General features: G+C 74.5%; 11 protein-coding genes. 9 read left to right on the top strand and 2 right to left on the bottom strand.

What is annotated here, in order from left to right; all coding sequences use genetic code 11:
* Window positions 1-48 precede the first annotated feature (48 nt).
* A complete protein-coding gene (locus ACL02R_RS19990) occupies window positions 49-738 on the top strand; it encodes a DUF305 domain-containing protein (RefSeq protein WP_412798319.1) in 690 nt (229 codons plus the stop codon).
* 15 nt (window positions 739-753) lie between these two features.
* On the opposite strand, the gene ACL02R_RS19995 is transcribed toward ACL02R_RS19990, so the two are convergent.
* Window positions 754-1,137: an ArsR/SmtB family transcription factor gene (locus ACL02R_RS19995; RefSeq protein ID WP_412798320.1), complete on the bottom strand. Its 384-nt coding sequence runs from the start codon at window positions 1,135-1,137 to the stop codon at window positions 754-756.
* A 99-nt stretch (window positions 1,138-1,236) separates the two neighbouring features.
* Between ACL02R_RS19995 and ACL02R_RS20000 the strand changes: the two genes are divergently transcribed.
* The 7 genes from ACL02R_RS20000 to ACL02R_RS20030 all read left to right on the top strand — a co-directional run bounded on the left by ACL02R_RS20000 (window position 1,237) and on the right by ACL02R_RS20030 (window position 18,045).
* On the top strand, window positions 1,237-2,319 hold the full coding sequence (locus ACL02R_RS20000; protein WP_412798321.1) for an NADH:flavin oxidoreductase/NADH oxidase: 1,083 nt from the start codon (window positions 1,237-1,239) through the stop codon (window positions 2,317-2,319).
* A gap of 50 nt (window positions 2,320-2,369) precedes the next feature.
* Window positions 2,370-3,047 carry a uracil-DNA glycosylase gene (locus ACL02R_RS20005; RefSeq protein WP_412798322.1) on the top strand — a complete coding sequence of 226 codons (678 nt, stop codon included), beginning with the start codon at window positions 2,370-2,372 and terminating at the stop codon, window positions 3,045-3,047.
* A complete protein-coding gene (locus tag ACL02R_RS20010; protein WP_412798323.1) occupies window positions 3,044-4,069 on the top strand; it encodes a BadF/BadG/BcrA/BcrD ATPase family protein in 1,026 nt (341 codons plus the stop codon). Before ACL02R_RS20005 ends, ACL02R_RS20010 begins: the two co-directional genes overlap by 4 nt.
* A gap of 124 nt (window positions 4,070-4,193) precedes the next feature.
* Window positions 4,194-5,120, top strand: a complete 927-nt coding sequence (locus tag ACL02R_RS20015; RefSeq protein ID WP_412798324.1) for a hypothetical protein — start codon at window positions 4,194-4,196, stop codon at window positions 5,118-5,120.
* Window positions 5,121-5,883: 763 nt separating this feature from the next.
* Complete coding sequence (locus ACL02R_RS20020) at window positions 5,884-15,201, top strand: amino acid adenylation domain-containing protein (protein ID WP_412798325.1); 9,318 nt, start codon at window positions 5,884-5,886, stop codon at window positions 15,199-15,201.
* Window positions 15,191-16,981, top strand: coding sequence for a phytoene desaturase family protein (locus tag ACL02R_RS20025; RefSeq protein ID WP_412798326.1), 1,791 nt, complete (start codon window positions 15,191-15,193; stop codon window positions 16,979-16,981). The genes ACL02R_RS20020 and ACL02R_RS20025 overlap by 11 nt, the downstream gene beginning before the upstream one ends.
* Before the next feature lie 2 nt (window positions 16,982-16,983).
* Window positions 16,984-18,045, top strand: coding sequence for an MDR family NADP-dependent oxidoreductase (locus tag ACL02R_RS20030; RefSeq protein ID WP_412798327.1), 1,062 nt, complete (start codon window positions 16,984-16,986; stop codon window positions 18,043-18,045).
* Between the two features lie 98 nt (window positions 18,046-18,143).
* Here the strand turns inward: ACL02R_RS20030 and ACL02R_RS20035 are convergent, their stop codons facing one another.
* Window positions 18,144-19,337, bottom strand: a complete 1,194-nt coding sequence (locus ACL02R_RS20035; protein WP_412798328.1) for a cytochrome P450 — start codon at window positions 19,335-19,337, stop codon at window positions 18,144-18,146.
* Between the two features lie 220 nt (window positions 19,338-19,557).
* Between ACL02R_RS20035 and ACL02R_RS20040 the strand changes: the two genes are divergently transcribed.
* Window positions 19,558-20,211, top strand: coding sequence for a bifunctional 4-hydroxy-2-oxoglutarate aldolase/2-dehydro-3-deoxy-phosphogluconate aldolase (locus ACL02R_RS20040; protein ID WP_412798329.1), 654 nt, complete (start codon window positions 19,558-19,560; stop codon window positions 20,209-20,211).
* The last annotated feature ends 41 nt before the right edge of the window (window positions 20,212-20,252 follow it).

Consider the following 20,252-nt stretch of genomic DNA (forward strand, 5'->3'; position numbering starts at 1 on the left):
ATCAAAAGGCTCGCCGGAACCGGCAACACCCCGTTCACAGGAGGACCGTTGACGCAGCGCCGCACCACCTGGACCCGCATCGCCGCCCTGTCCGCCGCCGCGCTGGCACTCGCGGTCACCGCCGCCTGCTCCGGCGGCTCGCCGGACGGCGGCGGCTCCGCCGGGGGCTCGGGCGAGGGGGGCACCCCGGACGTCATCGCGCCGGACGGACCGGGCGACCCGGCGCGGACGCTCTCGCCCGAGGAGGCGCGGTCGGAGGCCGAGGAGGGCACCGAGCCGAACGCGGCGGACTTCGCGTTCATGCGCATGATGCCCGTCCACCACCGGCAGGCCCTCGACATGGCGGCGCTCGCGGCGGAGTACGCGCAGGACGAGGCGGTGCGGCGGATCGCGGCGCGCGTCGAGGCGGCGCAGGGCCCGGAGATCGACGTGATGAACGCCTGGGTGACGCGGAACGCGGGCACCGGCGCGGACGACGGCAGCGGCGGGGACGAGGCGCACGCGGACCACGCGATGCCGGGGATGGCGGGCGAGGAGGAGCTGGCGGAGCTGGCGGCGGCGCGCGGCGCGGAGTTCGACGCGCTCTTCCTGGACCTGATGGTCGCGCACCACGAGGGCGCGGTGGTGATGGCGACGGACCTGCTGTCGGCGGGCAACGACGTGGAGGTCGCCCAGCTGGCCACGGACATGGTCGCCGACCAGTCGGTGGAGATCGACCGGATGCGCGGCCTCGGCTGAGCGGGGCGGCGGGGGTCAGCCGGTCGCGGCGCCCTGCCGTCCGCGTTCCCCCTCGCGGGCGGCTGCGGTGAGGACCGCGTCGAGCAGGCCGGGGAAGAGGCCGGCCAGCTCGGCGCGGCGCAGCTCGTTGAGCTTGGCCGTGCCCCGGTAGCACTGGCGGATCACGCCGCTCTCGCGCAGCACGCGGAAGTGGTGCGTGGCGGTGGACTTGGTCACCGGCACGGGCAGCGCGGAGCACGGCAGGGCCTCGCCGGGGTCCGCCGCCAGCGCGGCGACGATGGCGAGCCGCACCGGGTCGGCGAGGGCGTGGAGCACCTGGTCGAGCCGGATGGCGTCGTCCGGCGGATGGGGGAGGTCCCGTCCGGTCGTCGCGGTGCCGGCGCCGGGGGAGGTCGTCATGCGGCCAAGTGTACGAGGGCCGGGGCGGCTTCCCGCCAAGTAGTACGATAGATATCGTACAAGCTCGCGCTCCCGCTCCCTCTTCCGGAGGAACGCCGCATGACCACGCTGTTCGAGCCCCTCACCCTGCGCTCGCTGACCCTTCCCAACCGCGTGTGGATGGCCCCCATGTGCCAGTACTCGTCACCCGCGTCGGGCGAGGACGCGGGGGTGGCGACCGACTGGCACCACACCCACTACGCGACCCGGGCGGTCGGCGGCAGCGGCCTCGTCCTGACGGAGGCGACGGCGGTCAGCGCCGAGGGCCGGATCAGCCCGTACGACCTGGGGCTGTGGAACGGGCGGCAGACGGAGGCCCTGCGCCGCGTCACCCGCGCGATCGCGGAGCACGGCGCGGTTCCCGGAGTCCAACTGGCTCATGCCGGGCGAAAGGCGTCCACGGGACGCCCCTGGGACGGCGGCGGGCCGCTGCGGCAGGACGAGGGCGGCTGGCCGGTCGTCGGGCCGAGCCCCGTGCCGTTCGCCGAGGGGCACCTCCTGCCCGCGGAGCTGTCCACCGGCCGCATGGGCGAGATCGCGCAGGAGTTCGCGGACGCCGCGCGCCGCGCGCTGGAAGCGGGCTTCCGCGTCGCGGAGGTGCACGGCGCGCACGGGTACCTGCTGGCGCAGTTCCTCTCCCCCGTGAGCAACCGCCGCACCGACGCGTACGGCGGCGACCACGCGGGCCGCACCCGTTTCCCGCTGGAGGTCGTGGACGCCGTGCGCGCGGTGTGGCCGGACGAACTGCCGCTGTTCTTCCGGATCTCCGCGACCGAGTGGCTGGCGGAGGGCGGCTGGACGCCGGACGACACCGTGCGGTTCGCGGCCGACCTGCTCGCGCACGGCGTGGACCTGCTCGACGTCTCGACGGGCGGCAACGTGCCCGGCGTCGCCATCCCGTCGGACCCGGGCTACCAGGTGCCGTTCGCGGCACGTGTGCGGGCCGAGACCGACATGCCCGTGGCGGCCGTCGGGCTCATCACCGAACCGGGGCAGGCCGCGAAGATCCTCGCCGCGGGCGAGGCAGACGCGGTGCTGCTCGGCCGCCAGCTGCTGCGCGACCCGTACTGGCCGCTGCGCGCCGCCCGCGAGCTGGGGCACACGGGCGAGGTGCTGCCGCTCCAGTATCGCAGGGCGGCCTGACGGGCGGCCGGGACGACGGGGCACGTGCTGCGCCAGTAGGGTGACCGACCGTGGCAGCACGACCCTTGAACGAGATCCTTGAGCCTGGCTGGGCCACGGCTCTGACCCCGGTGGCCGACCGCATCGCCGCCATGGGGGACTTCCTGCGCGCGGAGATCGCGGCCGGGCGCACATACCTCCCGGCCGGGGCGAACGTCCTGCGCGCCTTCCAGCAACCCTTCGAACGGGTACGGGTCCTGATTGTCGGTCAGGACCCGTATCCCACGCCGGGGCACGCGGTGGGGCTGAGCTTCTCGGTGGCGCCCGACACCAGGCCCCTGCCCGGCTCCCTGGAGAACATCTTCCTCGAACTGCACCGCGACCTCGGCCTTCCCCGCCCCTCGACGGGCGACCTGACGCCCTGGACCGAGCAGGGCGTCCTCCTCCTCAACCGCGCCCTCACCACCGCCCCGAGGCGGCCGGGCGCGCACCGCGGCAAGGGCTGGGAGGAGGTCACCGAGCAGGCCATCCGGGCGCTCGTCGCGCGCGGCGGGCCGCTGGTCGCGATCCTGTGGGGGCGCGACGCCCGTAACCTGCGTCCCATGCTGGGCGCCGTACCGAGCGTGGAATCCGCGCACCCCTCCCCCATGTCCGCCGACCGCGGCTTCTTCGGCTCGCGCCCCTTCAGCCGGGCGAACGCGCTGCTGGAGGAGCAGGGCGCGGCCGCCGTGGACTGGAAACTGCCGTGACCGCCGCGCCGCCCGGGGCGGGCACCTGGGTCGCCGGGGTGGACTCCGGCGGCTCCGGGCTCCGGGTGGCGCTCGCCCGCGTCGGCCCGGACGGCGCGCCCGTCCCGGCCGGTGAGCCGGTGACCGCGCCGCCGGTGCGCACCGGTGAGGCGGGGATCGACGCCGGGCACCTGCTCGATCTGCTGCTGCCCGCGCTCGGCGCGCTGCGCGCCGCCGCCGGTGCCGGGCCCCGGGTGGCGGCGGTGTGCGTGGGCGCGGCGGGGATGGCCACGCTGGGCGGCGAGCTGCGGGAACGCCTGCCGGGCGCGCTGCGGGACGCCGTGGGCGCGGCGGCGGTCGCGCTGGCGGCCGACGCCGTGACGGGCTACGCGGGCGCGGTCGGCGAACGGCCCGGCGCGGTCGTCGCGGCGGGCACCGGACTCATCGCCCTGGGCACGGACCTCACGGCCTGGCGGCGCGCGGACGGCTGGGGGCACCTCCTCGGCGACTGCGGCGGCGGCGCGTGGATCGGCCGGGCGGGTCTTGAGGCGGCGCTGCGGGCGCACGACGGCAGGGACGGCGGCTCGGCGCCGCTGCTGGCGCGGGCCGAGGCCGTGTTCGGCCCGGCGGCGGGCATGCCGGGGAGGCTGTACCCGAGGAGCGACCGGCCCGCCGTGCTCGCCTCCTTCGCGCCGGAGGTGGCGCGCTGCGCCGCCGGCGCGGCGCCCGATCCCGTCGCGCGCGGCATCCTGCGGGCGTCCGCACGGGAGATCGCCGGTACGGCGGCAGCCGTCTGCCCGCCGGTGAACGGCGGCGGTGGCGGGCGTGCAGTCGCCCTGACGGGCGGGCTGCTGGGCCTCGGCGAGCCGCTTCTCGGGCCGCTGCGCGAGGAGTTGGCGCGCCGCCTGCCGGAGGCGGCGGTGGAGGAGGCGGCCGGGCAGCCGCTGGCGGGCGCCCTGCTGATCGCCGCGCGGCTCGCCGCGGGACGGCTGCGGCTGCCCCGCGACCCGGCGCTGCTCCGCGTCACCGGCGCGGGCCCGTGACCAGGGAGCGCGTAAACACGCCGCCGGGACGCCCACACCGACGCGCGGGATATATCAGGACAGAACTCTCCCGTGTCCCCCCGGAAGAACAGCCAAGCACATCAAGGCATTAACATGCGGCGGCATGAGCTCCCCCTCTGCGCCGTCCCACGGCCTTCCCGTACGCATGCCGCGTCCCCGCCAGTCCGGACGCCACCGCCGGCCGGAGCCCGTGTCCGCGCCCGAGGACGCGCCCGCGCTGGTGCTCGCCGTGCCCGGCGGGCCGTCGGCGGAGGCCCGTTCCCTCGCGGACGAGGTGCTGAGCATCGCGCGGTCGGAACTGCCGGGCCTGGACGCCAGGCTCGGTTTCACCGAGGGCGGGGCCACCGCCCAGGGCGGTGAGGACGGCGAGGACGGCGAGGACGGCGGCGAGGGGGAGTTCCCCACGCTCGCCGGGGTCCTCTCGCGGGTGGCGGCGGAGCGCGGCGAGTCCGCCGAGCAGCAGCCGTCGGCGGTCGTCGTGCCGCTGCTCGCCGGGCCGGACGGCGCCCGGCTTCGCGTGCTGCGGCAGGAGGTGCTCGGCAGCGGCTCGGGAGCGGTGCTGACCGACGTGCTGGGGCCGCATCCGCTGCTGGCCGAGGCCGTGCACGTGCGGCTGTCCGAGGCGGGGCTCGCGCGCGCCGACCGGGCGCGGCTGTTCACCGTCGCGACGGCGGCGGACGGCATCGTGCTCGCGACGGCGGGCGGTGACGAGGCGGTGCAGGCGGCCGGGATCACCGGCATGCTGCTGTCGGCGCGACTGGCGGTGCCGGTGCTCGCCGCCGCGCTCGACCAGGAGGGCGCGGTCACGGAGACCGCGCGCAAGCTCACCGAGGCCGGGTCGCAGCAGCTGGCGCTCGCGCCCTGCCTGATCGGCCCCGAGATCCCCGAGGGGCTGCTGGAGGCCGCCGCCGAGGAGGCCGGCTGCCCCACCGCGCAGCCGCTGGGCGCCTATCCGGCGATCGGCAGGCTGGTGCTGTCGGCCTACATGTCCGAGGTCGGGATCACGCCGCAGAGCGCCCAGACGCGCTGACCAGGGCGCCAGGCGCGGCCCACGGGGCCGCGCCCGCGCTCCTCCCCCACCCTTCCCCGCCCTCCGTCACACCCCGGGACGCCGAGGCTTCCGCAGGCGCACTCCGGGGCGCCCTGGTGTGAGCGGCTGCGCATCGTCCGCGTACCGCTCGCGCGGCATGGCGCGCACGCCGTGCGCCCTCCTCCCTGCCCGCGCAACGAGCGCCGCCAGGGTGGCACCCGCGCCGTCATCGCGCCTTTTCCCGGCCCTCCCCCGGCCGTCTCCCGGCTTTCTCCGCGCGTCCGGCGCCACACCGGACCGCGCCGCCGCGCCTTTCTTCCGGCGTGGCCTCTCCCTTTTCCGGCGCGACAGTTGCCGTCCATCCCCTTTCACTTTTCACCCTTAAGAAAATCGCACAGCCATCTGAACCATCGCCCGTTGGTATGACAGTGAGACGAAGAGCCGCACACGCGCCCCTCACATGAGTCAATCAACGGGCAAAGTCATTCCCAGTGCGCATGGAAAGTGCGGGGGGAGCACACAATCCCAACGACCGATCAACGGCGATTCGGTCGCACATATGCATGATTCATGCCGCCCGTCACCCCGTCCCCCGCGGAACCGGGGCGGTGCGGCCGTCGGACATGCATGGGTAAGGCAATCGGAATTACTGAGTACCCCGTTCCGGCATCGTCACCCCGGGCCGTCCGCCCGGTACCGGAGAACGCCGGAGAAGGGGACCGCTCTCCCCAGCATTTCCCAGCGCCTTCACGCGAGGTAATTGATGACGGACCGTTCACGTGTCCCCCAGCCCATACCCGGCAAGTTCGCCATCGTCGGTATCGGCTGCCGTTTCCCCGGCGGCGCCAACGACCACCGCTCCTTCTGGCGCAATCTGATCGAGGGCAGGGACTGCCTGACCCCGACCCCGCCCGACCGCTACGACGTCGCCACCCTCGGCAGCCGTGACAAGGCCAAGCCGGGCAGGCTGGTGGGCGGACGCGGCGGCTACATCGACGGGTTCGACGAGTTCGACCCCGCGTTCTTCGGCATCAGCCCCCGCGAGGCCGAGCACATGGACCCCCAGCAGCGGAAACTGCTTGAGGTCGCCTGGGAGGCGCTGGAGGACGGCGGGCAGCGGCCCGCCGCGCTGGCCGGGACCGATGTCGGCGTCTTCGTCGGCGCGTTCACCCTCGACTGGAAGATCCTCCAGTTCTCCGACCTGAGCTTCGAGACGCTCGCCGCGCACACCGCGACCGGCACCATGATGACGATGGTGTCGAACCGCATCTCGTACTGCTACGACTTCCGCGGCCCCAGCGTCTCCCTGGACACGGCGTGCAGCTCGTCCCTCGTGGCGGTGCACCTCGCGTGCCGCAGCCTGCGCGACGGCGAGACGGACCTCGCGCTCGCGGGCGGCACGCTCCTGCACATGACGCCGCAGTACACCATCGCCGAGACCAAGGGCGGCTTCCTCTCCCCCGACGGGCGCTCGCGCCCGCTCGACGCCTCGGCCAACGGGTACGTGCGCGCCGAGGGCGTCGGCATGGTCGCCCTCAAGCGCCTGGAGGACGCGCTGCGCGACGGCGACCCGATCCACGCGGTCGTGATCGGCAGCGGCGTCAACCAGGACGGCCGCACCAACGGCATCACCGTGCCGAGCGCGGACGCCCAGGTCCGGCTGATCGAGCAGGTCTGCGCAGAGGCGGGCATCGAACCCGGCGGGCTCCAGTACGTGGAGGCGCACAGCACCTCCACCCCGGTCGGCGACCCCATCGAGGCCGGGGCGCTCGGCCGCGCGCTGGCCATCGGGCGCAAACCGGGCAGCACGCCGTACGTCGGCTCGGTCAAGTCGAACATCGGGCACACCGAGTCCGCCGCCGGGATCGCCGGCCTCATCAAGACGGCGCTGAGCCTGCGGCACGGCGTGATCCCGCCGCACATCAACCTGGAGACGCTCAACCCGGCACTCGACCCCGCCGAACTCGGCTACGCCGTCCCGCGCGAGGCGACCCCGTGGCCCGCGCACGAGGGACCGGCCCGCGCGGGCGTCAACTCCTTCGGCTTCGGCGGCACCAACGCGCACGTCCTGCTGGAGGAGCCGCCCGCCCGCGAGGCCCCGGACGGCAACGCGCCCGACCGGCCCGCGTACAGCGTCCTGCCGCTGACCGCCCGCGCCCCCGAGGCGCTGCCCGAGATCGCCGCCGGGGTGCGCCGCGAACTGCCGGACGTCACGCTGGAGGACCTCGGCCACACCCTGGCGCACCGCCGCCAGCACCTGGAGTCCCGCCTGTCCGTGGTCTACACGGACCGCGCGTCGCTGGACGAGGCACTCGCCGCCGCCGAGCGCGGCGCGCCGCACCCGCGCGTCCTGGCGGGCACGCGGCGCGACGGGCTGCGCGGCCGTCTCGTGTGGGTCTTCACCGGCATGGGCCCCCAGTGGTGGGGCATGGGCCGCGAGCTGTACGCGACCGAGCCGGTGTACCGCGACGTCGTGGACCGGTGCGACCGCGAGATCGCCGCGCTGACCGGCTGGTCCCTGGCCGCCGAACTGGCGGCGGACGAGTCCGCGTCCCGGATGGGCGAGACATGGCTCGCGCAGCCCGCGAACTTCGCGCTCCAGATCGGCCTGGCGGCCCTGTGGCGCAGCCGGGGCGTCGTCCCCGACGCGATCGTGGGCCACAGCACCGGAGAGATCGCGGCGTTCCACGAGGCGGGCGTGTACAGCTTCGAGGACGCAGTGCGGATCGCCGTCCACCGCAGCCGCCTCCAGCACCGGCTGGCGGGCACGGGCACGATGCTCGCCGTCGACCTGAGCGAGGCCGAGGCGGCGCAGCGCGTCCGTGAGTTCGACGGGCGGGTGTCGCTCGCGGCGGTGAACGGCCCGCGTTCGCTGACCCTCGCCGGGGACCCGGACGACCTCGCCGCGCTGGCGGCCGAGCTGGAGGCGGAGGGCCTGTTCGCGCGGCAGCTGGCCGTCGAGGTGCCCTACCACAGCGCGGCGATGGACCCGATCCGCGAGGAGCTGCTGAGCTCGCTGAAGGGCCTCAAGCCGCAGGAGCCGCGTGTGCCGCTGTACCTGACGGCGCGGCGGGGCGCGGTGGCGCTGGGGCCGGAGCTGGACGCCGACTACTGGTGGGAGAACGTCCGGGAGACCGTCTGGTTCCGCGCGGCCGTGGACCGGCTGGCCGACGACGGGTTCGAGCTGTTCCTGGAGATCGGCCCGCACCCGGTGCTGGGCCACTCCGTGCGCGAGTGCCTGGAGAGCCGGGAGGCGGAGGGCGTCGTGCTGCCGTCGCTGCGGCGCAAGGAGGGCGAGCGGGAGCGGTTCGCGCTGTCGCTCGCGGCGCTGGCCTCGCTGGGCGTCGAGCCGGACTGGCACAAGCTCCAGCCGCAGGGCCGCCCGGTGGCGCTGCCGCGCTACCCCTGGCGGCGCGACCGCTACTGGACGGCGCCCGCGCCGGTGGAGCGCGTGCGGCTCGGCCGGGTGGACCACCCCCTGCTGGGCAGACGCCTCGACGGGGCCGAGCCCGCCTGGGAGGTGGCGCTCGACCCGGAGCGGCTGCCGTACCTCACGGACCACCGGATGCAGGGCAGCGTGCTGTTCCCCGCGGCCGGTTACCTGGAGATGGCGGCGCAGGCGGTCCGCGCGCTGACCGGCGACGCGGCCTCGGCGGCGCTCGCCGACGTCGAGCTGCGCAAGGGCCTGTTCCTGCCGGAGGACGCGCCGAAGGCGGTGCAGCTGTCGTTCTCGACGGGGACGGCCGCGTTCCGCGTGGCGACCGTGCGGGAGGCGGGCGCGGCGCTGCCGGAGCCCGCGGTGCACGCGACGGGCGTGGTCCGCACCGGCCAGCGCCGGGGCGGCGGCGCGCCGCTGGACGCGGACGCCGTACGGGCGCGGTGCGCGCGGCGGCTGTCGGGGCCCGAGTGCTACGCGGCGCTGGCCGGGCTCGGCTACCACTACGGGCCCGCGTTCCAGGGCATCGAGGAGGTGTGGATCGGTCCCGGCGAGGCGCTGGCGCGTATCCGGCCGCCCGAGGTGCTGGCCGGGGACGCGGCGGGGCACCACGTGCACCCCGTGCTGCTCGACTCCTGCTTCCAGGCGCTGCTGACCCCGGCGCTGCTGAAGGACGGCGGGGCGGGCGACGGCATCCGGCTGCCGCTGTCCATCGGGGAGGTGCGGCTCGGGCCGGTGGGCGACCAGGAGATCTGGGCGCACGCGGTGGTGACCCGCGAGACCGGTGACGCGCTGACCGGCGACATCGCCCTGCACGGCGCCGACGGCCTGCCGCTCGGCCGGGTCGAGGGCTTCCGCGCGGGGGACGTCGAGCAGGCGTCCACGGCGGTCGGCCTCGCGACGGTCGACAGCTGGCTGACGGAGCCCGTGTGGCGCGAGCTGCCGGAGTCCGGCGAGGCGGCGCAGGACCCGCCGGGCTCGGTGCTCGTGCTGGCCGACCCGCCCGGCGGCGTCGGCGACGCGCTGGCGGCGCTGGTGCGGGAACGCGGCGGCCGCTGCCACCTGGTGCGCCCCGGCGCGGCGTACCGGACGGACACGGCGGCCGGCGAGTCCACCGTGGTGCCGGGCTCGGCCGGCGACCTGCGGGCCGTCCTGGCGGACACCGGCGGCGGGTTCGACGCGGTGGCGCACCTGTGGAACCTGGGGCTCGGCCTGCCGGAGGCGGGCGCGGGCGGCACCGCGTTCCACACCGACACGGGCGCGTACTCGGTCGTCGCCCTCGCCCAGGCGCTGCTGGACGGCGGGGGCGGGGCGCGGCTGCACCTGGTCACCCGTGGCACGCAGGCGGTCGCGCCCGGGGACGACGTGGCGCCGCTCGGCGCGCGCGCCTGGGGCATCGGCCGGGTGCTGTGGCAGCAGGAGCTGACGCCGCACCGGGGCAAGCTCGTGGACCTCGGCCCGGCGGCCTCCGGTGACCCGCGCGCCGACGCCGAGGCGCTGCTGCGGGAGATGTCCTGCCTGGCGGAGGGGGACGAGCAGGAGATCGCGCTGCGGGACGGACGGCGCCTGACGAGCCGGCTGGTGCCCGCCGAGGGGATGACGCGGCCGCTTCCGCTGCGGCTGCGCGCGGACGGCAGCTACCTGGTCACCGGCGCGTTCGGCGCGCTGGGCCGCCTGCTGTGCCGCACCCTCGTGCGGCGCGGGGCGCGGCGGCTGGTCCTGATGGGCCGCACGCCGCTGCCCGCCCGCGCCGGCTGGGGCGGCGAGCACGCGGACGACGGGCGGGTCGCGTTCGTGCGCGAGCTGGAGGAGCTGGGCGCGCAGGCGATCGTGGCGCCGGTGGACGTCACCGACGAGGCGGCGCTGCGGGGCTGGCTCGCGGCGTACCGCGCCGAGGCGGGGCCGCCGGTCCGCGGGGTGTTCCACCTCGCCGGGCAGGTGCGGGACACGATGGTGCCACAGATGGACCGGGCGACGTTCGGCGCGGTGCACGACCCGAAGACGGTCGGCGCCTGGCTGCTGCACCGGGAGCTGGCGGACGAACCGCTGGAGCACTTCGTGCTGTTCGCGTCGGTCGCGGCCGTGCTGACGACGGCGGGGCAGACCAACTACGCGGCGGGCAACGCGTTCCTCGACGCGCTCGCGCACCACCGGCGCGCCCGGGGGCTGCCCGCGCTCAGCCTCGACTGGGGGCCCTGGGCCACCGGCATGATCGAGGAGCTGGGCCTGATCGAGCACTACCGGCGGCAGCGCGGCATGGGCTCGCTCACGCCGGAGGCCGGCATGGCGGTGCTGGAGCGCGTCATCGGCCAGGACAGGGCGCAGCTGCTGGTGGCGTCCATCGTGGACTGGCCGACGTTCCTCGCCTGGTACCCGGAGCCGCCGCCGCTGACGGCGGAGCTGGCCGTGGTGGCGGACGCGCCGGGGGCCGGGGCGGCGGACAGCTTCCTCGACACGTACCGGGCGGCGTCGGAGGGCGAGCGGCGGCGGCTGCTGACCGCGCGGTTCACGGCGCTGGTCGCGGCGGTGCTGCGGGTGGACGCCGAGCGGTTCGACCCGGCGGTCAGCCTGAGCAGGCTGGGGCTCGACTCGCTGCTGGCGATGGAGCTGCGCGCCCGGGTCCACAGTGACCTGGGGGTGTCGCTGCCGGTGGTGACGCTGCTGAGCGGCGCGCCCGCCGACGAGCTGGTCGACCGGCTCGGGGAAGGGCTCGCCGCGCTGGTGGCGGCCGGGGCGGACGGCGGCGGCGAGGCGGCCGTCGAGGTCCACACCGACGAGACGCGTTTTCCGCTGACGCAGAACCAGAAGGCACTGTGGTTCCTGCGCCACCTGCATCCGGACGGGTACGCGTACAACATCGGCGGCGCCGTCGAGGTGCGGACCGCGCTCCGGCCGGACCTGATGGCCGAGGCGTTCCGGCGGCTGCTGGGACGCCACCCGGTGCTGCGGGCGAACTTCGCGCTGGAGGACGGGCAGGCCGTCCAGCGGATCTCCGCCGAGGCGGTGCCGGACTTCGAGGTGTTCGACGTGGAGGGCATGGCGTGGGAGGAGATCCACGCCATGATCATCCGGGAGTACCGCGAGCCGTACGACCTGGAGCGCGACCCGCTGGTCAGGTTCAGGCTGTTCCGGCGGGGCGAGGACCGGTGGGTGATCACCAAGGCGGTGCACCACATCGTCTCGGACGCCATCTCGACGTTCACGTTCATCGAGGAACTGCTGGCGCTGTACGAGGGGTTGCGGGCCGGTGAGGCGCCCGAGCTGCCGCCCGTCACCGCGCGGTACCTGGACTTCCTCAACTGGCAGAACAGGTTCCTGGCCGGTCCCGAGGCGCGGGGCATGCTGGAGTACTGGCGCGGGCGGCTGCCCGACGAGGTGCCGGTGCTGACGCTGCCGACGGACAAGCCGCGTCCGGCGGTGCAGACGCACAACGGCGCGTCGGAGTTCTTCACGCTGGACGGCGACCTGAGCGCGCGGGTGCACGCGCTGGCGCGCGAGCACAACACGACGGTGTTCATGGTGCTGCTGTCGGCCTACTACCTGCTGCTGCACCGCTGGTCGGGGCAGGACGACATCGTCGTCGGCAGCCCGGTGACGGGCCGGACGCAGGAGGAGTTCGCCTCCGTCTACGGCTACTTCGTCAACCCGCTGCCGCTGCGCGTGGACCTGTCCGGCGGGCCGACGGTCGCGGAGCTGCTCGACCAGGTGCGCACGGTGGTGCTCGGTGGTCTCGACAACCAGGAGTACCCGTTCACGCTGCTGGTGGAGAAGCTGGGGCTCCAGCACGACCCGAGCCGGTCGGCGGTGTTCCAGGCGATGTTCATCCTGCTGCACCACAAGGTGGCCACCGAGAAGTACGGCTACCGGCTGGAGTACATCGAACTTCCGGAAGAGGAGGGTCAGTTCGACCTGACGCTGTCGGCGTACGAGGAGGCGGCCGACGGCCGGTTCCACTGCGTGTTCAAGTACAACACCGACCTGTTCGCCGCCGCGACGATGCGGCGCATGGCGGAGCACTACAGGCGGCTGCTCGACTCGCTGACGCGGTCCGCGGCGAGCCGGCCCGTCGCCGCGCTCGACATGCTGGGCGGGGCCGAGTACGACCGGCTGCTCAGGGAGTTCAGCGGCGCCGGGCGGCCGGTGGCGGCGGACGAGCCGGTGCACCGGCTGATCGCCGTGGCCGCCGCCGGGCGGCCGGACGCGGTCGCCGTGACGGTCCCGGCGACAGGACGCGGCGCGGCCAGACACCTCACCTACGGCGAACTGGACGCGCGGGCCAACGCGATGGCCCACCGGCTGCGGGAGCACGGCATCGGGAACGGCGCGGTCGTCGCGCTGTGCCTGGAGAAGTCGCCCGAGCTGATCGTGACGCTGCTCGCGGTCCTCAAGGCGGGCGGCGCCTACCTGCCGCTCGACCCGGGCCATCCGGCGGACCGCCTGGCGTACATGGTGGAGACGGCGGGCGCGGTGCTGACCGTCGTGGACGGCGACTACCCGGCGTGGCTGTCGGGCCCGGCGATCCCGCCCGCCAGGCTGGACACGCCGCGCGGCGCCGACCCGGGCGAGCCGGACGGCTTCCCCGGCATGGACTCCCCCGCGTACGTCGTGTTCACGTCGGGGTCCACGGGGCGGCCGAAGGGCGTGCGGGTCGCGCACCGCAACCTGGCGTCGGTGTACGAGGGATGGCGACGCGAGTACCGGCTCGGCACCGAGGTGCGGTGCCACGCGCAGCTGGCGGCGTTCCCGTTCGACGTGTTCACCGGCGACCTGGTGCGCGCGCTGTGCTCGGGCGGCCGGCTGGTGCTGATCGGGCGCGACCTGCTCTTCGACACGGCCGGGCTGTACGCGGCGCTGCGCGACGAGCGCGTGGACTGCGGCGAGTTCGTGCCCGCCGTGGCGCGGGCCCTGATGGCGCACTGCGAACAGGAGGGCACCGGGCTCGGCTTCCTGCGGCTGCTGGTCGTCGGCTCGGACGCGTGGAAGGTCGCCGAGTACGAGCGGCTGCGCGCCCTGGCCGGTCCTGACACGCGTGTGGTGAACAGCTACGGGCTCACCGAGGCGGCGATCGACAGCGCCTGGTTCGAGGGCCCGGCCGGGCACCTGGAGCCGAGCCGCATGGTGCCGATCGGGCGGCCGTTCCCCGGGAGCGAGCTGTACGTGCTGGACGCGCACGGCGTGCCCGTGCCGCCCGGTGTGACCGGCGAGCTGTGGATCGGCGGCGCGGGTGTGGCGCTCGGGTACGCGGCCGACCCCGCGCTGACCGCCGAGCGCTTCGTCACGCGCACGCTCGGCCGGGGCGAGGACGCCGCGCCCGTGCGGCTGTACCGCACCGGTGACCTGGCGCACTGGGACGACGAGGGCTGCGTGCACCTCATCGGCCGGGCGGACAACCAGGTGAAGGTGCGCGGGCACCGGATCGAGATCGGCGAGATCGAGACCCGGCTCGCCGGCTGGCCCGGCCTCGACCAGGCGGTGGTGACCGTGCGCGAGGACGCGGGCGGGGAGCGGGCGCTCGTCGCGTACTGCGTCCCGGCCGCCGGGACCACGCTCGACAGCCGCGCGCTGCGGCACCACCTGGAGGAGGAGCTGCCCACCTTCATGATCCCGGCGCGCTTCGTGGCGCTGCCGCGCCTGCCCCTGTCGCCGAGCGGCAAGGTGGACGTGGCGGCGCTGCCCGAGCCGGACCCGGACAGCGGCGGCACGGAGTTCGAGGAGCCGGTGACGCTGTACGAGGAGCGGATGGCCGCGCACTGGTGCGCGCTGCTCGGCCTCGAACGGGCCGGGCTGCGGCACGACTTCTTCGCCGCGGGCGGCAGTTCGATCCGGCTGATCGAGCTGATCCACCGGCTGCGGGGCGAGTTCAACGTTTCGGTGCCGGTGAGCGAGCTCTTCAAGGTGACCACGCTGCACGGCATGGCGCGGACCCTCGAACACGTCATCACCGGGCGGCTCGACGGCGCGGAGCCGTTCCTGCGCTTCCACCAGGACCGCGAGCGGCTGCTGTTCGCCTTCCCGCCGGCGGGCGGGCACGGGCTGGTCTACCGGCGCTTCGCACAGGGGCTCGCGGGGCGGCAGGTCGTGGCGTTCAACTACGTCGCGGGCCCGGGGAAGGTCGCGGCGTACGCGGACCTCGTCGGCACGCTCCAGCCCGAGGGGCCGTGCGACCTGCTCGGCTACTCGCTCGGCGGCAACCTGGCGTTCGAGGTCGCGCGGGAGCTGGAGCGGCGGGGCCGCGAGGTGCGGCACCTGGTCATCCTGGACACGTTCCGCACCCCGGAGGCGTACGACCTCGGGCCGGAGCACGTCGCGGCGTTCGAGGAGGAGCTGCGGGACCACCTTCGGCGGCACACCGGCAGTGCCGAGCTGGCCGCCGAGACGATGGAACAGGCCCGCGAGTACCTGGAGTTCGCCGCCGCCACGCCCAACACCGGCACGGTCGCGGCGGCCCTGACGGTGATCGCCGACGAGGACAAGGCGGACCTGTACGCGCCCGGCCTCGAACGCGGCTGGCACGGCAGCGCCACCGGCGGCACCGCGGTGCTGCGCGGCTCGGGCACCCACGCCGAACTGCTCGACGCCGACCACGCCGCGGCCAACGCCCGGCTGACCCTGGACATCCTGACGGACGGTGCGCATGACGACTGAGAAGACCGGGGGCGCCGCGCGGCGCCCGCGCGAGACGATGCTGATCATCGGTGGCGGCCTGGGCGGCCTCGCCACGGGCTGCTACGCCCGGATGAACGGCTACCGCACCCATGTGCTGGAGATGCACGAGATCCCCGGCGGGTCCTGCACCTCCTGGGACCGGGGCGACTTCACGTTCGACTGGTGCGTGAGCTGGCTGCTCGGCAGCGGCCCAGGCAACGAGATGCACCAGATCTGGCTGGAGCTCGGCGCCCTCCAGGGGAAGGAGATGCGGCAGTTCGACGTGTTCAACGTCGTCCGGTCGCGGAGCGGGGAGTCGGTGTACTTCTACTCCGACCCGGACCGTCTGGAGGCCCACCTGCGGGAGATCTCGCCCCGCGACGGGCGGCGGATCAAGCAGTTCTGCGACGGTCTGCGGACCTTCAAACGGGCGCTGGCCGTCTACCCGTTCCTGAAGCCGGTGGGGCTGATGGGGCGCCGGGAGCGGTGGCGGATGATGGCGTCGTTCGCGCCGTACTTCAACACCATCCGCAAGTCCCTCACCGAGCTGATGACGGACTGGTCGGCGAAGTTCGAACACCCGCTGCTGCGCGAGGCGTTCAACTACATGCTGTACGAGCGGCACGCCGACTTCCCGGTCCTGCCGTTCTACTTCCAGCTGGCGTCGCACGCGTGCGGCTCCGCCGGGGTGCCCGAGGGCGGGTCGATGGGTCTGGCGCGGTCCATCGAGCGCCGCTACCGGGACCTCGGCGGGGAGATCACGTACAACGCGCTGGTCGAGAAGATCCTCGTCGAGGACGACCACGCGGTCGGGGTGCGGCTGAGCGACGGGCGCGAACTGCGGGCCGACATCGTCGTCTCGGCGGCGGACGGGCGCGCCACCGTGCTGGAGATGCTGGACGGGCGCTACCTCGACGACACGTACCGCCGCCTGTACACGGAGACGATCGACGAGCCGGGCATGCTGTCGCCCGGGTACGTCAGCGTCTTCCTGGGGCTGCGGCGCCCGTTCCCCGAGGGCGATCCGTGCACCACGCACCTCCTCGACGAGGAGACGGCCGCGAAGATGGTCGGGATGCGGCACCCGAGCATGAACGTGCAGTTCCGCAGCATCCACTACCCGGAGCTGTCGCCGGAGGAGACCGCGGTCGTCTACGCGACGTACTTCTCGGAGGCCGCGCCGTGGCGGGAGCTGCGGGAGGGCCCCGAGCGGGCCAGCCGGCAGCGGCGCGGCGGGACGCTGCACACGCTGCCGGTGCGGCACGGCAAGGGGTACACGCTGGCGAAGCGGCAGGTCCGCATGACCGTCGAGAAGTTCCTCGACGAGCGCTATCCCGGGATGCGCGACGCGATCGCGGTGCGGGACGTGTCCACGCCGCTGACGCAGGTGCGCTACACGGGCGTGTACAACGGCGCGTTCCCGGGCTGGCAGCCGTTCATGGACGGCGGCGAGACCCTGGAGGTCCAGATCAAGAAGAACGGGCCGGTGCTGCCGGGCCTGTCCGACTTCTACATGTCGGGCGTGTGGGTCACGGTGGGCGGCCTCATCCGGGCCGTGGCCGCGGGGCGGCAGGTGATGCAGTTCGTCTGCCGCGACGACGGCAAGGAGTTCCGGGCGGAGATCGACGAGAGCCTGCCGCTCCCCACACAGCGGATCATCGCCGTCGGTCCCAAGCCGCCGTCCGAGGACGCCACCCGGGTGCCGGGCGGCGCCCCGTCCGCCGACGGCCCGTCCCCCACGAGCCCTGCCACCGTCGGCACCACATCGAGGAGCGCGTGACCATGAAGATCCAGAAGTGGGCCATCCGGGAACGCGTCCCGGGCGTGCCGGACGTCGACCGGCTGTACGCGAAGGTCACCGAGGACCTCGACACGTCGTCCCTCGCGGCGGACGAGATGCTGCTCGCGACGCGGTACGTGTCCATCGACCCGTACCTGGTGGGCCTCTCACACGAGCTGCCGATCGGCTCCCACGCGGTGGGCGACTCGATCATGGAGGTCGTGACGGCCGGTCCCGACGCGGTGTTCCGGCCCGGGGACCTGGTGCGCGGCTTCGGCGGCTGGCGTACGCACCTGGTGAGCGACGGGAAGTCGTGGACGTGGGACGGCGGCGAGTTCCCGCTGCGGCTGCCCCCGCTGCGGAAGCTGGACCCGGCGTGCTACGACGACCGGCTGCCGCTGTCCACGGCGCTGGGCATCATGGGCAGCCCGGGGATCACCGCGTGGGGCACGATGCGGCACTTCCTCGACGTGCGGCCGGGCGACACGGTGGTCATCAGCGGCGCCACGGGGATCGTCGGCACCGTGGCCGGGCAGCTGGCGAAGCGCGCGGGGGCGGCGCGGCTGATCGGGACGACCAGTTCGGAGGGCAAGGCGGCGTACCTGAAGCGCCTGGGCTTCGACGAGGTGGTGGTCTACCGCCACGGGGACGCGGTGGACGACGTGCACCGCGCGCTGGCGGCGGCCGCGCCCGACGGGGTGGACCGCTACCTGGACAACCTGGGCGGCGCGGTGACGGACGCGGTGTTCCGGATGCTGCGGGTGCACAGCAGGGTGGCGGTGTGCTGGCAGTGGTCCACGACGGTCAACGGCGACTGGACCGGGCCGCGGCTGCTGCCGTACGTGATGTTCCCGCGGACCACGATCCGGGGCGTGTTCGCCGAGGAGTGGTACACGGACGAGAACCTCGCGGCGCTGCACGAGGAGGTCGGCGGCCTGGTGCGGTCCGGGGAGATCGCCTTCGAGGAGACGGTCTACGAGGGGTTCGACAACCTGCCGGTGGCGTACCGGAACATCTACGTCAATCCGGCGGCGCACCGGGGGAAGGTGCTGGTGAAGCTGTGACGCCCTGACGGGCCGCGCCACGGGCGACGCCCCCGGTTCCCGCCGCTGCGGCGGGGACCGGGGGCGTTCCTCCTGGGCTCTCGGAGGGGGCGGGGCGTTCACCAGGCGATGGGCAGTTCCTCGGGGCAGTTGATGAGCCGGGAGGGCTGCCAGCGCAGGGTCTCGTCGGGGACGGCGAGGCGGATGCCGGAGAAGCGGGGGACGAGCAGTTCGAGCGTCACCTGCATCTCCATGCGCGCCAGGTGGGAGCCCATGCAGTAGTGCGCGCCGTGGCCGAACGTGAGGTGCGCGGGCCCTTCGCGGCGGATGTCGAAGCGGCCGGGGTCGTCGTACGCGTGCGGGTCGTGGTTGCCCGCCGAGATGGCGACCAGCACCGGGTCGCCGGCCGCCACGGTGACGCCGCCGAGTTCGACGTCCTCGGTCGCGTAGCGCGGCAGGGAGGTGGCGGTGAGGGCGGGGACGAAGCGCATCAGCTCCTCGACGGCGCCGGGGACGAGTTCGGGCTTGTCCCGCAGCAGGCCGAGCTGGTCGGGGTGGGTGAGGAGGACGTAGAGGAAGTCGGTCAGCTCGCTCGTCGTGGTGATGAACCCGGCGCCGAGCAGGTCGGCGGTGAGGCCGAGCAGTTCGCGCTCGGTGATCTGCCCGTCCTCGTCGCAGGCCTGGACGAGGGTGGTGAGCAGGTCGTCGCCGGGCGACCGCCTGCGCTGTTCGACGCCGTCCTTCATGTAGGCCATGAACGCGGCGAAGTGCGCGCCGACCTCCTCGGCCGTCGCGGTGTTGGACATGATGCTGTGGCCCCAGGCCCAGACCCGTTCGTGGTCCTCGGGCGGCATGCCGAGCAGGTCGCAGATCACCATGGTGGGCAGGGGGATCGTGTAGGCCGTCATGAAGTCGGCGGGCGGTCCCGCGGCGGCCATGGCGTCGAGGAGCCCCTCGGCCATCTCGCGGACGCGTTCGCGCAGGAGGTGGATGCGGCGGGCGGTGAAGTGCCGGGCGGCGGCGTGGCGTACGCGGGTGTGGTCCGGCGGGTCCATGGAGAACAGGCCGTCGCCGACGCGCGCCCCCGGGCGGGCGCGCGGCTGGTCCTGGCCGCGCGTCGCCACGATGCCGAAGCGCGGGTCGGAGAGCACCTGCCGGATGTCGGCGTGCCGGGTCGCGAGCCAGGCGTCGTCGCCGTACGGCATGCGGACGCGGACGAGGGGCTTGTCGTACAGCTCGGCGTAGCGCGGGTGGATGGCGATGCCGCCGGTCTCCTCGAACGGGAAGGAGAGGGGTTCGTTCTGCTCGGACATGGCGGTGGTGCCCTTCCGTGGGGGAGCGCGGGCGTGCCTTGTCCCTTCAGGGTGTGCCGGGTCGGCGGACCGTACGAGACCCGGTCGTGAACATCACCCGATGGAGCGAAAACGCATCTCGTTGTCGATAAGCGTGGTGCGGCGGGGAACGGATCGCGGTTTTCCCCCGTTTCCCCCGTGTCCTGCCCCGCGCGAACGCACCACTGGGAAGGAAGACCCCGTGAGCACCACTTATGACGGACAGTCACTCGGCGAGGCGCTGCGCCGCCACGGACTGATAGCCATCCTGCGCGCCCGCGCGGACGCTCCGCTCGTCGATGCCGTACGGGCGCTGGCGGAGGGCGGCGTGCGCCTGGTCGAGATCACCGTGCCGACGCCGGGCAGCCTGGCGGCGGTCCGCGCGCTGGCCGGGGAGTTCGGCGACCGGCTGTGGATCGGCACCGGGACGGTCACGACGGTGGACGAGGTGCGGGCGACGGCGGAGGCGGGCGGGCGGTTCGTCGTCTCGCCGCACACCGACCCGGAGGTGATCGGCGCGGCGCGCGAGGCGGGCCTCGGGGCGTTCCCCGGCGCGATGACGCCGACGGAGATCCTGGCGGCCTGGCGGGCGGGGGCGACGGCGGTGAAGCTGTTCCCGGCGACACGGCTCGGGCCCTCGTACGTGGCGGAGGTGCGGGCGCCGCTGCCGGACGTGCCGCTGGTGCCGACCGGCGGGGTGACGACGGCGGACGTCGCGGCGTACCGGGCGGCGGGCGCCGTCGCGGTCGGCGTCGGCTCGCCGCTGCTGGGGGACGCGCTGGCGGGCGGCCCGCTCGGGGCGCTGCGGGAGCGGGCGGCGGAGTTCGTCCGGCTCGCCGGGGAGGATGCCGCATGAGGGGCATGAGCGGCGGGAACGGCGTGGAGCTGACGGTCGTC

The organism is Streptomyces sp. MS19 (assembly GCF_047200595.1).
Taxonomy (GTDB): Bacteria; Actinomycetota; Actinomycetes; order Streptomycetales; family Streptomycetaceae; genus Streptomyces.

Coding starts and splice junctions, on each gene's coding strand:
- ACL02R_RS19995 (WP_412798320.1), bottom strand. CDS start 1,137: ATGACGACCTCCCCCGGCGCCGGCACCGCGACGACCGGACGGGACCTC.
- ACL02R_RS20000 (WP_412798321.1), top strand. CDS start 1,237: ATGACCACGCTGTTCGAGCCCCTCACCCTGCGCTCGCTGACCCTTCCC.
- ACL02R_RS20015 (WP_412798324.1), top strand. CDS start 4,194: ATGAGCTCCCCCTCTGCGCCGTCCCACGGCCTTCCCGTACGCATGCCG.
- ACL02R_RS20020 (WP_412798325.1), top strand. CDS start 5,884: ATGACGGACCGTTCACGTGTCCCCCAGCCCATACCCGGCAAGTTCGCC.
- ACL02R_RS20025 (WP_412798326.1), top strand. CDS start 15,191: ATGACGACTGAGAAGACCGGGGGCGCCGCGCGGCGCCCGCGCGAGACG.
- ACL02R_RS20030 (WP_412798327.1), top strand. CDS start 16,984: ATGAAGATCCAGAAGTGGGCCATCCGGGAACGCGTCCCGGGCGTGCCG.
- ACL02R_RS20035 (WP_412798328.1), bottom strand. CDS start 19,337: ATGTCCGAGCAGAACGAACCCCTCTCCTTCCCGTTCGAGGAGACCGGC.